This is a genomic window from Ruegeria sp. YTSC325 (genome assembly GCF_059609525.1).
Genome location: NZ_JBXWLY010000024.1, coordinates 22,390 through 35,646, shown reverse-complemented (window position 1 = coordinate 35,646; position 13,257 = coordinate 22,390). Strand labels below are relative to the sequence as shown.

Below are 13,257 nucleotides of genomic sequence, written 5' to 3'. Positions count from 1 at the left end.
GACGATGAATTCATCGATGTCACCTATGTCCAAATCCAAGCATGAGCAACCGAACGACGGTTAACGTGACAACACCACCTCAGCAGCTGGTTGGCCCGATCGTCTTTTCCCGTATAGCGCCACGCGTCAGGCGGGCAGAATATTGTGGTTAAGCCGGAACAGATTTTCCGGATCATACTGCGCCTTGATTTTGGCCAGCCTCATCCCGTTTTCACCGTAGGCACCGGCCATGTGATCGGCCTCATCTTCGGGCATGAAATTGACATAGGCGCTGCCGGTGGCATGGGGCGTCATACGATCATAGAGCGCGCGTGCCCATGCAATGCATTCGTCGTCTTTTTGCGGGTCCTCCCACCGGGTATGGACGTTCATGATGAAATGCGCGGACCGTTCCGGATATGCGGTGGCGTCGGAAGACACGCGGGCCATGGCACCGCCCACATGCGCAATAAACACCTCGCATGCCGGGTCGGGCAAGCTGGAGATACCATTCAGCAACCCCGTTATCGCATCTGATGACAACGTGCTGAAATCGTGACTTTTCCAGTAGTTCCGTGCACCCGGTGTCAAAAGCGGGTCAAACGCCGCCTGCCAGTCCACAAAGGCGTGGGGCGAAATGACATCCACAATCGGAGAGCCCAACCCGCGTAGTTCCTTCATGGCGTCCTCGCCATCTCCCATGGGGCCGGCATAGCAGGCGGCAAAGATCAGAACTTCCCGCCCGTGCCATTCTTCGGGCAGGAAGGGCAAAGGGGGCGCTTTGCGCATCACGCTCCAGACTGTCAATTCATCGGGTGCAGAATCCGCTATTTGCACATACTCGGCCAACAAGCCTGGCGCGGCTTCGATGGGGTGAACAATCAGTCCGGATAGGACCTGAGGACCGAGAGGATGCAGTTGGAATTCAAAGGAGGTGACGACGCCGAAATTCCCCCCGCCACCACGGATTGCCCAAAATAGATCGGGGTGGCTGGACGGTGATGCAGTGACGATCATACCTTCCGCTGTGACCACCTCGGCTGAAAGAAGGTTGTCGATAGTCATGCCAAACTTGCGTGTGGTCCAGCCGAAACCTCCACCCAGGGTCAATCCGGCTGTACCGGTTGTCGAGTTGATCCCGAGCGGAACGGCCAAGCCGTGGGCCTGCGTCTCGCGGTCAACGTCGCCCAGCAAGGCGCCAGGTGCGACTCGAGCGGTTCTGGCCATCGGGTCTACGTGGACCGATCGCATCTGGGACAAGTCCAGCATAACCGCATCGTCAGCAACAGCGTGACCGGCGATCTGATGTCCGCCCGATCGAACTGACATGACCAGACCAGCGTCCCTTACAAAATTCACTGCCTTTTGTACGTCGCTTGCACCCAAAGCCTGAATGACGAATCCAGGATGGCGATCCACGATACTGTTCCAGGTTGTGCGTGCTGCGTCGTATTCCGCAGTACCTTCGCAATACACGCCACCGCGTAAAGCCGCACTAAGATCATCCAGTGAAGACTGGTCAACTTGGGCCGAAGTCCCATGCAGAGTTTTTACGTCGAACATAATCGATGCCTTCCTTAATAATGGAAGGTCTCTTGCCACTTGCCTCTGATAGAAATTGGAGTTTCAATTATTGCGTCTTACGCGAAAACTCCCGGATCTATCCGATCTACCGGAGTTATAACATCTGCCGGAATATTCAGGCGCGCGGCTGCTTTTCTCAGGCTTTCCTCGTCAGGCGCTTCGTAAAGACAATAGGTTTTGCGTTTATCGGCACTAAGGAACGAGAAGATCCATTCGACCCCCTCCTCATCGTTGATTTCCTTGATGTGCGCTTTGCCGTCGTCCGTGATATTCAGCTGTTCGGCGAAATGGCGTTCTATAATATATCTTGGCATATGCACCCCCAGGGCATGCGTTTATGAACTAAGTGACCGTTCCTTCAAGCTTAGACATAAGGGAAATCATACCCAAATTCTGTGCGATTGCCAACGCTTCGGCCTCTAGGTGAAACGCATGTTCGAGGTTCTGCTTATGCCCGAATTTTCGCAAAGCAGACGCGTATGAAGCCTTGCTGTGCGCGATCCAAGGTGGGCTGGCCATATTTGTGTCGATCTCGATTGCCTTGGTCAGCATATGTTCCGCGATGTCGCGATCGCCCAGCAAGGTTGCCAGATTGCCTAGCCGGCGTGCGGCCGCCCCGGTGCAAACGGTGGTGGCACCAGCAGTGATCGTCAGGTCCTCGTAGGGCAAAAGCAGGTCAAACAGCGTTTGCGCATGGTCTTGCCTGCCAACCGCGACACAAATATCCGCAAGATATGACAGCGTAGTTGAATACATGGCATCTGCCGGTAGGTCGAACCGGTTTGCCGCCAATTCGTTGAGAATCCGTTCGGCCGGGTCGGAATAGCCCAACTCGGCGGCGATAAGACCAAAGCCAGGTTTCCAAGTGATGTCGTCGGGGTCTTCCTCCATCAGTTTCTTGATCACCGGAGCGACCTCGTGAAGCCGGTTCTGTTCGCGTCGGATCGTGAACATCTGCACACCGAAAACACCTTCGATGTGTTTACCGTGGGTTTTTCGGCCGATCTTTACAGCCTCAGTCGCGAATGCTTCGGCTTGTTGCCAAGCGCCTTCCATGATGGCAACCATCGCGCGCGCGTGGATTTGAACCCAGTAAAGCTGCAAGTGATTGTCCTTTTGCGAGACCTCTGTCAGCAGCTTGAGCGAGCGGTCAAGCATAACCCTGTCAGCCATCTCGGCCCCAACAAACAGGCTGAGGGTCCGGTCGCGCCCTTGGTCAATCGTGCCCAGTTTTTCGGTGACGTCGTGCATGGCTTGCAGGTTTTGCCGCCAATTTCGCGCCTCTTCATCCTGCCGAGCCACAAACGGGGCACCAAAACGCATCATCATGACTGAGAACTGCGATTTGTAGTCACCGAGATTTGCCGCCAGTTTCATGGCGCGGTGGCCGTACTCCGCCCCTTCACTAAACTGACCGATAAACATATAGGCCCGAGCGAGTTGGCTCATCAACTGGCACTGGCGTCTTTCGTCGTCTTCGGGCAGACCATTCAGTGCCTCAAGACACAATGAGATCGCCTCATTGTGACGTTGGCTGGACATCATGCACGAATCCGCGAAGTGCTGCGCGATGTCTGCGGACAGTTCGGCATGTCCCAGTGTTCGGGCCGCGTCGGAGGCTTGTTTGAGCTTGGCAATCCCTTGAGGCAGATCCCCAAGGCTGTCGTAGCTGCGCCCAACCAGAACCATCGCCGTGATTGTTTCGGCGCTGTTTTGCGTTCCAAGATTCTCTGCAGCATGAAGTGCCTCGGTCGCGTTGGCCATCGCTTCTTGACTGGCAGACCGGGCAAGGGCCATTTCTGTTGCCAATTTCCATTGCGTGAACGCAATCTGCCAGTCTTCCGCTTCGGTCAAATGCCTTGCGACCAATTCAGGTCGGCGCGCAATCTCGGCCGATCGCAGACGTGTCAGGGCCTTGGCTACGTTTGCGTGTTGGGTTCTTCGGGTCGCAGACAGCATGGATTGGTATGCGGTATCGCGGATCAGGGCATGCCGGAAAACAAATTGGCCGCGGCTGTGTCCGCTTTCGAAAACAAGTCCCGTTTCCACCAGTTCTGCCAGCCCCGACTGCAGGTTCGGTCTTTCCAGATCAATTGCCTCCGCCAGAAGGTCCAGCGCAAACTCGCGACCGATGACCGCGCCTGTCAACGCCATTTGCTTTGCCTCTGGCGACACGGCGTCGAGCCTGGCCATCAATGCGCCCTTCAACGAAGATGGAACGGCCAGATTTTCCTCTCCGGCTTCCATATATGCGCTGGTAAGTTCTTCGACGAATAGAGGCACGCCGTCGGTTTTTTCCATGATCAGGCGAACCAATGACGCGTCTGGTGAATGGCCCGATATGTTTCGGATCAGGTTTTCAACCTGTTCAAAGTTGAAACGACGCAGGTGCAAGGTCTGGACGTGCGCATCACCGGCGTCGCGCTGTAGTTCCCAGCCAGGGCGGTGCGTGATCAGGATCATCAGCGGCAAATCTGCGCAGATCGCCCGGAACCGATCAAGCAAGGCGTTCGTCGACGGGTCGATCCAATGCGCATCCTCGACGCACAGAACGACCGGTTTAACCTGCGACCGCGCCTGCACCGTTTTTATCAACGTTTGCACGGTTATGTCGCGCTGTTCCTGCGGAGACAGGTCCAGAATATCCCGAGCCAATGCGCTTGCTGGGGCGACCAAGGCTGCAAAAACGGGAAGAACCTGATCCAAGTCGATGCCTTGCCGCGCTTCGAGCATGGCCCGGACGTGGCGCAACACCTGGTCATCGTCGAAGCCTGGCTCCACTCCTGCATCCTGCGATATTCGCTCGGTTACAGGATGGAACGGACTACTGGTTAGATATGGCGAGCAATTCAGTCTGATGATATCAGCCTGACCTGCATTCGTAACGTCGTTCAGAAATTCTTCTGTTAGGCGTGATTTACCTATGCCCGCTTCTCCGGTCAGCAGAATGACTTCACCCTGTCCTGCGCGGGCGCGAAGCCAGGTTTGTTGCAGGATACCCTTTTCCGAACTGCGCCCAACAAGCTGGTTTGATCCGTCATCACGATGCGCTGCTTTAAACCGGCTTTCAGCCTGCCTTTCACTAACCACCTGCAAGAGCTCTCGGGGGTCTTCAAATCCCTTAAGGTCGACGCGCCCAAGCGACGAGAATTCGAAAATACGATGCAGCATCGCTTGCGAATCCTCTTGGGTCAGAACAACCGTGTTCGGCGGGGCTTTTTCCTGCAACCGAGCAGCAAGGTTGAGGATTGGGCCCGTCATCGCGCCTTCTTCATGTGTGTTTTCGCCGATTGTATCGCCAACGACTACATCGCCACTTGCGATTCCTATGCGTGCGGCCAGCGGTTGACCGGAAGGTGTCCGGAGCTTTTGAACCCGGGAGATAGCCTCTAAACCGGCCTTAACCGCGCGCAAGGCGTGGTCTTCGAATGCACGCGGCCAACCAAAAAAGACCAGCAATCCATCGCCAAGATACTTGGCGACGAAGCCACCATAGCGTGATACCGCACCTGCAACTGCGTCCTGATAGGTTTGCAACAGCAGGCGCATGTCTTCGGGGTCCAATTGGTTCGTCAGTTCTGTCGAGCCGACAAGATCAGCGAAGAACACCGTCAGATGCCGGCGTTCGGCCTCATCGTTTTTGACCGCTTGATCCGGAAGCAAAGAAGTAGCCGAAGAATCGACATGGTCTTGTTGATCGAATTCCTGAATGGCAGCCAGCAGGATTTTCCTGTGGCCCAATGACACCCCTATTTCCTTGAGGTCGTCATTCGTAAGCAGAGGCAGCGCACGCGCGTCGACGTCGTTTTGCCGAAACGCATCGGTGTACTGACCCATCCCAAGTTCTTGCAGCCATGTTCCGACTTCAAAACCCATTGCAGGATCATGCGGCGGAAACGGTTTTGGATCAAGTTGAGCGTTCAGGCGCGCAACGGGAAGCGCATAGGCGACGCGGTGGTTCGCGGCGCCGATACCGTATGGTTAGACAGTCGCACCTTTGATGCGGATCGCCGATCCAAGTGCTCCGGCACAAAAGCCGACGACGACTGCGATAACCAATTCTATGGTCTGGATATTGGCAAAGGACCAGTGTGCGAAGATAAGCGTTTCAAGCACACCGACGACACCGCCCATAACCGCGCCTAGCATCAGGTTGCGGGTCATCATACCCAGCGCAAGGCCCAAGATGCCCGGCAGGCTGATAATGTTGGCGCCGATTGTTCCCAGAAGTTCAAGCATATCGTGCCCTTTCTCAGTCGGCCTGCTTGGTCAGGAATGACCGGATTTCTGCGCTGCCTTCAGCAACCTGATCTTGCAGCGTTCCAGACGCTTTGCTCGCCAGAGTTTCCGTCACCTCTTGGTATTGTTCCAGGTATCCGGGTGGCAGGCTGTGTGCGATGCCCTGATGGCAGTCGATGCATGTCATGTTGTTGTCGATCGCCCTTTGGTGTTCGGACGCGGCGCGGGTTTCCTGAATAGTGAAGTCCATGTAGTCGAAGTTATGGCAGTTGCGGCATTCGCGACTGTCCGATGCCTTCATCTTTTTCCACACAGCCGAGGCCATACTCAGACGATGGTCTTCGTATTTTTCAGGCGTACTGATTGTGCCAGCCAACTCGTGATAAACGTCTTTGACAGCCATGATCTTGGCCTTGATTTTGTGGTTCCATTCATGGGGAACGTGACAATCCGAACAAATCGCCCGGACGCCCGAGTGGTTGTTGTAGTGAACCGTTTCGCGGTATTCGCCCAGATTGGTCTCCATCGTGTGGCACGAGGTGCAGAATTCCTCGGTGTTGGTCAGTTCCAGGGTCCAGTGGAACCCGCCCCAGAACAGGATGCCAGCCAGAAAACCTGCCAGCACCAGAAAACCCGAGCTGAACATGACGGCCGGTGTCCAGATCGCGTTCCAGATGCGGCCAATCCAGCCGCGTTTTTCGGGGGAGTCTGCCATGTCGGTGCTCCTTTCAATCAAGCGTTGGATCAGTTTCCGGAAGAAGGTTCAAAAACATTGTCGACGAGCGCGGGCGTGTCTGCCTGCGGAACATGACACTGATTGCAGAAGTACCGAGTACCGGCGATTTGATCCAGTTCACGTCCTTCGCGATCCAGGTAGTGCGTCATCGATAAAGTGGGTGCGTTGCGCTCACCGGCCTTTGTCCAGTCGTGGCAGGACAGGCATTGGTTGGTCCGCAGATCAATCTGGTACTGGTCGATTGAATGCGGGATCAGCGGAGGTTGCTGTCGGTAATTTCTCTGCATACGCCCTTCGATCGTGCGGTGGACCTGATCGAGTGGAACGGGTTCATCAACCTCGGCACCGCGCAGGGCTTCGACTTGCGCGGATTGGGCAAGGGCGAACCCACTCAGAAGGATGACGGGGATCAAGGCGGTGACGCCGGTCAGGATTGGCTTGTTCATCTTGGCACTCCCTTAGGTAGGTCTGGCTGCGCGCCTCTCGGGCGCGGGAACGGGATCGAAAGGCGCGGCGACCTGGTCGTCGAACCGGTGAGTAAACTTGAAGACATCGACTGCGCAGACATCAATGCAGCGGCCGCAATTCGTGCAGTCGGGCGACAGGATCAGCGGTGTGGTGCCGGTTTTGCCGCGTAACGCGGGTGATAGGACGTGGTTTTCCGGGCAAACGGCAAAGCAATCCATGCAGTCGTCACAGGCTGCGCGATTGGGCGCGCTGACACGCAACATCGCTTTGGTGCCGATCAGGCCATAGAATGCTCCGACCGGACACAGGTGCCCGCACCATCCGTGGCGTGACACGAACAGGTCGAAGAAGAAGATCGCAACGATCATCGCCCAGACAAAGCCCGCGCCGAAAATCAGCCCGCGATGCAGCATGGTGATCGGGTTGATCAGCTCCCAAGCAATGACGCCGGTCAGACCCGAGACGATCAGCACCGTAGCTAGGATCCACAGCCGGGTACCGCGTTTGGGTTGCCAGCCTTTGGGCAGATCCAGCTTGCGGTGCAGCCAATGGGCGGCATCGGTTACGGGGTTGATCGGGCAGACCCAGGAACAATAGACGCGCCCGCCGATCAGCGCGTAGACGACCAGAACTATCAGGCCTCCGATCAGGGCGGTAAGCTCGGGCCAGTGCCCGGCAACCACGCTTTGCAGTAGCACAAGAGGGTCGGTCAGCGGCAGCACGCCAAGGGTCAGCGACCCGGCCAGCGTGCCCTGAACGATCCAGATGCCAAACCACGGGCCCAGCAGAAACAGAACCAGAAAGAACAGTTGAGAGGCACGGCGCAGCAGCAGGTATTTGTGCGCGCCGATCCAGCCTTTGACTTCGATGGCTTCCTGTCCGACAGGCATATGGGTGCGGGTGCTCATTGTCCGGCCCCCGGCAAATTGTACTCCGGCGCAAAGCCGCCCGGCGTGACCAGATTATCGGTACCCGGTCCGGGCAGGCGGTCGGGCAGGTCGATGATACCTTCGACCACAGGCGCGCCTTTGGCGGCTTTTTCTTCCCAGCCTTTGCGATAGTGGTCGGCACTGCTACCGCGTGCCAGCCGGGTAGGCAGAACCTTGATCGCGGCTTCCGGTAGAACGCAGCTTTTCTCGCACATTCCACAACCGGTGCAGCGGTCGCCGTGTACGGTAGGGAGGAACAGCGCGTGGTGACCCGAACGGGTGTTGTGCGCGGTCTCAAGCGTGATTGCCTCGTCAATCACGGGGCAGACGCGGTAGCAGACGTCGCACCGCAGCCCCAGGAAGTTCAAGCAGTTTTCCTGATCGACCAGAACGGCCACCCCCATGTCGGCGTCGTCGATGTTGTCCAGCGAGGGGTCCAGCGCCCCAGTGGGGCAGGCGGCGACACAGGGAATGTCGTCACACATCTCGCAGGGCACGTCACGAGCGGTGAAATAGGGTGTGCCGGTGGCGACGGCATCGACGCCAAGCTCGGCAAGTTTCAGCGTGTCATAGGGGCAATCCCGCACGCACAGGCCACAACGGATACAGGCGGACAGGAAGTTTTGTTCCGGCAAGGCTCCGGGGGGACGCAATGCCTCGGCTGGTAACGCCCGCGCGTCGCGTGCCAGCCAGGCCAACATGGACCCGGCCGCCACGCAGCCGCCTGCGGCGCGCGCCGAGTCCTGAAGGAACCGGCGCCGCTGCGGCGAGAGGGGAGAGCCAACACCAGACATGAGACTTACCTTTGCCTTGCCAGTCTCTTACGCGCGCTCGACTTTACAGGCGCATTTCTTGTAGTCGGTTTCCTTCGACAGCGGGCAGGTTGCATCCAGCGTCAGCTTGTTGGTCAACTGGTGCTCGTCAAACCAAGGCATGAAGACCAGCCCACGTGGCACCTTGTTGCGCCCGCGGGTTTCGACCCGGCTGGTCACCTCGCCCCTGCGAGTGGACAAAACAATTTCCTGACCGCGCCGCAGACCGCGATCCCGGGCGTCGTCTGGGTGCATGAAAACAACGGCTGACGGGAAGGCGCGGTGCAATTCCGGAACCCGACGGGTCATCGAACCCGAATGCCAGTGTTCCAGGACCCGGCCGGTGCAAAGCCACAAATCGTATTCATTGTCCGGCTCTTCAGCAGCAGGTTCGTAAGGCGCGAAGATAATTTTGGCCTTGCCGTCCTTGTGACCATAGAATTTCACGTCGGCCCCTTCGGGTACATAGGGGTCATAGCCTTCGCGGAAACGATAAAGCGTTTCTTTGCCGTCCACGACCGGCCAACGCATACCGCGTGCCTGATGGTACATTTCGAACGGTGCCAGATCGTGCCCATGACCGCGCCCGAATTCGGCGTATTCTTCGAACAATCCTTTCTGCACGTAGAACCCAAAATGCTCTGCTTCGTCATTGTCGAAACCTTCGGCGGTTTCAGAAATCGGGTATTTGTCAACATTCCCGTTCTGGAACAGAACCTCGAACATCGTCTTGCCGCGATGCTCTGGCATCTTGGCCAGCAGCTCTTCGCCCCAAACTTCTTCTACGGTGAAGCGTTTCGAGAATTCCATCAGCTGCCAAAGGTCGGACTTAGCCTCGCCCGGCGCTTTAACCTGTTGATGCCAGAACTGAGTGCGGCGTTCGGCGTTGCCATATGCGCCTTCTTTCTCGACCCACATAGCCGTTGGCAGGATCAGGTCAGCTGAAACTGCGGTGACGGTTGGATAAGGGTCTGAAACTGTGATGAAGTTTTCAGGATTGCGATAACCGGGGTACCCTTCCTCATTGATATTCGGGGCGGCTTGCATGTTGTTGTTGCATTGAACCCAATACGCGTTCAGCACCCCGTCTTTCAGCATTCGGTGTTGCAAAACAGCGTGGAAGCCCGGTTTTGGCGGGATTGTACCTTCGGGAATTTTCCATGCGGTTTCACAAATCTCGCGGTGCTCGTCATTCGCGACAACCATGTCCGCGGGCAGGCGGTGGGCAAATGTGCCAACCTCTCGGGCGGTGCCGCAGGCAGATGGTTGGCCGGTCAGCGAGAAGGGCGAGTTGCCGGGTTCGGAAATCTTGCCAACCAAAAGGTGGACGTTGTACATCAGCGAGTTCACCCACGAACCGCGCGTATGCTGGTTGAAACCCATGGTCCAAAGGCTCATGACTTTCCGGTTTGGATCCGCATATTGTTTCGCAAGTTTCTCAAGCTTGTCAGCGGGAACACCTGAGAGTTCAGATACATATTCCAAAGTGTATGGCTCAACAGCTTTGGCATATTCTTCGAAGCTGATGGGTTCCATTTTGCCCGAGTTCGGGTTTTCCGCGTCTTGCTGAAGTTGGTTTTCGTCGCGCAGGCCGTAACCGATATCGGTTGCCGTCTTGGTGATGTTTACGTGCTTTTTGACGAAGTCTTCGTTCACCGCACCATTCTGAATGATGTAGTTGGCGATATAGTTCAGGATCGCCAGATCTGTCTGTGGATTGAACACGATGCCATTGTCAGCCAATTCGAAAGAACGATGTTCAAATGTTGACAGGACATGAACTTCGCTGCCCGGTTTGGTCAGACGCGTGTCTGTCAGGCGCGACCACAGGATGGGGTGCATCTCGGCCATATTCGAGCCCCACAGAACGAACGTGTCTGCGTGTTCGAAATCGTCATAGCAACCCATCGGCTCATCTATGCCAAAGGTCCGCATGAACCCAACAACAGCCGAAGCCATACAATGGCGCGCGTTGGGGTCGATATTGTTCGAGCGGAAGCCGGCTTTCATCAGTTTGGCGGCGGCATAGCCTTCCCAGACCGTCCACTGACCCGAGCCGAACATGCCCACGCTGGTCGGGCCTTTCTTGGCCAGCGCCTCTTTCCACTTGGCGGCCATGACATCAAAGGCTTCGTCCCAGCTGACCGGTTCGAACTCGCCATTCTTGTCGTATTCACCATTGGTTTTGCGCAGCAACGGAGTGGTCAGGCGGTCTTTGCCATACATGATCTTGGACAGGAAATAGCCCTTGATACAGTTCAGGCCGCGGTTCACCGGCGCGTCCGGGTCGCCCTGAGTGGCCACAACGCGGCCTTCCTTGGTGCCAACCAGAACGGAACAGCCCGTTCCGCAGAACCGGCACGCGGCCTTGTCCCAGCGGATATCCGGCGTCGCCGCCTGAGCGTCGGCCGCGCCTGTGGCCAGCGGAATACCGGCGGCCGAGGCCGTGGCTGTGGCCGCAGTGGCCTTGAGGAATGTCCGGCGTGATTCAGAATGTGTCATAGCGTGAGCCTCCGGCTGGTGGTTTGGCTTGGGGCATCGGGACGCGGGCGGGTCTCTGCGAGGTCCTCGAAATGGTGATAGGTCAACGTCAGAGACACGACCCCCGGGATCTGGTGCAGATCCATGATGGTCTCGGACGCAAGGCGTTCAGGGGTATCTTCGACAACGACGACGAAACGGCCGTCTTCGGTCTGGGCGTGGAGTTCGACGCCCGGAGTTGCGGCCATGGATTGCGCCGCATTGGCGGCATAGTCCGGCGCGACATGGGCAAGGCAACCGCAGATGTTCATTGTATCGCTTCCATTTGAGGTTGAGGGTTATGCTTCAGTGTAAGTGCGTCAGCAGGACAAAGCGCCTCGCACAATCCGCATCCATTGCACGCTTCAACATTCAATGCGGGTTCCGCGCGCCCTTGGGTTTGGAGCGAAAATCGGATTGCGTTCGGCTCGCAATTGTCCTGACAGATGCGACAGCTGACGCCGTTCATGGATAGGCATGCTTGCTTTTCAAGCGACGCGCGCCATGGCCACAGGGCCAATCGGCTGATATCAAGCGCCGGTGTTGGGCAGGCTTCGGCGCACGCGCCGCAAAACGTGCAGGGATTGTCGGTTGGAGTGAACGCGGGAAATCCATCTGCCGCGATTGAAAGAACGCCTTCGGGGCAAGCCACGACGCAGTCTCGGCATTTTGTGCACTGATCATAAAAGACCTGGCCGACCGATCCCGGAGGCCGGGCTATTTTGCCGTCCTCTTCTTGAAATCGGGCGCGCAGGAAAGCGCGACGGGTCGTCACTTGGTCCATTTTAGACCTGGCTCTCGTCGTTTCTTTTGTTTGCTAATTTCCGCTTAGCGTTTTTGAACCGAGCCGGTTTTGATTTAGATCATTTTTTGGGCACTCTTAAGGTTGATCTAGGATATAGTTTAAATGAATGTCGGAATTTGACAGGTGACCACAGTTTGCAGCCCAAGAATGAGTGAACAGGCTCCGTGTGATCTACCGTTTCGCGTTTGCAGTTCTCAGCAACAAAATGAACACGAAAACGGACCCTAACGAGGTGGTCACTATGCCGACCGGCAGTTCTTGCGGGGCCAGCAGCAGCCTGCTGAGGATATCGGACCCGGTCAGCAGAACAGCGCCGACCACCGCGGCCGCAGGGATTAAGTGGGTGTGCAGTGGTCCGGCAATTCCGCGCGCGATATGCGGAACCATCAGCCCGACGAACCCGATCACCCCGGCGACTGAGACAAATACAGCCGTAGCCAAAGCGGCAACAAAGAACATCTTGAACCGCAGCGACTGGACCGGGACACCCAGTGTCGACGCTGTCATGTCACCGGTCAACAAGGCGTCCAGCCAACGGCTGCGATATAGTGAATAGGCCAGAATTAGGATCAAACCCGCGCAGACGAGCGGAAAGGTTTCCCAACGCGCCAGACCCAATCCGCCCAGCATCCAGAAGATGACAGAATGCGCAGCACGGTTGTCGCCTGCGAAAATCAGGTAATTAGTCAACGCCGAGAACAGAAACGACACGGCAAGCCCAGCCAGGATGAGCTTTTCCGGTGCACTGGTTCGCAGCCCGTGGACAAGAGCCAGCACAATGCCCGAGGCCACGAGACCCCCACAAAATGCTGCTATCGGCAAAGTCCAGAACCCCAGTATGTCACCAGTCACCGTAATGACGAACACTGCCCCCGCCGCCGCACCAGAGGAAAGACCGAACAGGAACGGGTCGGCCAGATCGTTTCGCGTAGTCGTTTGCAGCACAACTCCAACAACTCCGAGACCAGCGCCGATCACGGCGGCAAAAAGCGCGCGGGGCAGGCGCAGGTCGAAGACGATGCGGTGAAGTGGTGACATGTCTCCCTCGATCACACCAGCGCTGAGCAGAATAGCTGAGACCGTATCGGACAGAGGAATGGATGTGGTTCCGTAGATTGTCGAAACCAGAACAAGGGCGGCCAGAATGGCCACCCCCATCAAAAGTGTCAGCCCCAGACGGCCCAA

At 57.0% G+C, this 13,257-nt stretch carries 12 protein-coding genes; all 12 read right to left on the bottom strand.

Features of this window, described 5'->3' with window-relative positions; genetic code table 11:
• Nucleotides 1-126: 126 nt before the first annotated feature.
• Nucleotides 127-1,542: an FAD-binding oxidoreductase gene (locus AC2FF7_RS21545; RefSeq protein WP_480868372.1), complete on the bottom strand. Its 1,416-nt coding sequence runs from the start codon at nt 1,540-1,542 to the stop codon at nt 127-129.
• A 77-nt stretch (nt 1,543-1,619) separates the two neighbouring features.
• Entirely contained in the window at nt 1,620-1,877 is a 258-nt protein-coding gene (locus AC2FF7_RS21540; protein WP_170355157.1) for a DUF4242 domain-containing protein, read from the bottom strand.
• A 28-nt stretch (nt 1,878-1,905) separates the two neighbouring features.
• Nucleotides 1,906-5,439 (bottom strand): AAA family ATPase, encoded by a 3,534-nt coding sequence (locus AC2FF7_RS21535; protein ID WP_496906310.1) that lies wholly within the window; start codon nt 5,437-5,439, stop codon nt 1,906-1,908.
• Nucleotides 5,440-5,544: 105 nt separating this feature from the next.
• Nucleotides 5,545-5,802, bottom strand: coding sequence for a hypothetical protein (locus AC2FF7_RS21530; RefSeq protein ID WP_170355155.1), 258 nt, complete (start codon nt 5,800-5,802; stop codon nt 5,545-5,547).
• 13 nt (nt 5,803-5,815) lie between these two features.
• On the bottom strand, nt 5,816-6,517 hold the full coding sequence (locus tag AC2FF7_RS21525) for a NapC/NirT family cytochrome c (protein ID WP_480868369.1): 702 nt from the start codon (nt 6,515-6,517) through the stop codon (nt 5,816-5,818).
• 29 nt (nt 6,518-6,546) lie between these two features.
• Nucleotides 6,547-6,984: a nitrate reductase cytochrome c-type subunit gene (locus AC2FF7_RS21520; protein ID WP_480868368.1), complete on the bottom strand. Its 438-nt coding sequence runs from the start codon at nt 6,982-6,984 to the stop codon at nt 6,547-6,549.
• 12 nt (nt 6,985-6,996) lie between these two features.
• Complete coding sequence (gene napH, locus AC2FF7_RS21515) at nt 6,997-7,914, bottom strand: quinol dehydrogenase ferredoxin subunit NapH (protein WP_480868366.1); 918 nt, start codon at nt 7,912-7,914, stop codon at nt 6,997-6,999.
• The gene (napG, locus tag AC2FF7_RS21510) at nt 7,911-8,729 is read right to left on the bottom strand and encodes a ferredoxin-type protein NapG (protein WP_170754176.1); all 819 of its coding nucleotides are present in this window, start codon (nt 8,727-8,729) and stop codon (nt 7,911-7,913) included. The genes napH and napG overlap by 4 nt, the downstream gene beginning before the upstream one ends.
• Nucleotides 8,730-8,756: 27 nt before the next feature.
• Nucleotides 8,757-11,249, bottom strand: coding sequence for a nitrate reductase catalytic subunit NapA (napA, locus tag AC2FF7_RS21505; protein WP_480868364.1), 2,493 nt, complete (start codon nt 11,247-11,249; stop codon nt 8,757-8,759).
• Nucleotides 11,246-11,539 carry a chaperone NapD gene (locus AC2FF7_RS21500; protein WP_170355149.1) on the bottom strand — a complete coding sequence of 98 codons (294 nt, stop codon included), beginning with the start codon at nt 11,537-11,539 and terminating at the stop codon, nt 11,246-11,248. Before AC2FF7_RS21500 ends, napA begins: the two co-directional genes overlap by 4 nt.
• Nucleotides 11,536-12,051, bottom strand: a complete 516-nt coding sequence (napF, locus tag AC2FF7_RS21495; RefSeq protein WP_496906309.1) for a ferredoxin-type protein NapF — start codon at nt 12,049-12,051, stop codon at nt 11,536-11,538. Before napF ends, AC2FF7_RS21500 begins: the two co-directional genes overlap by 4 nt.
• Nucleotides 12,052-12,243: 192 nt before the next feature.
• Nucleotides 12,244-13,257 carry a FecCD family ABC transporter permease gene (locus tag AC2FF7_RS21490; protein ID WP_496906308.1) on the bottom strand — a complete coding sequence of 338 codons (1,014 nt, stop codon included), beginning with the start codon at nt 13,255-13,257 and terminating at the stop codon, nt 12,244-12,246.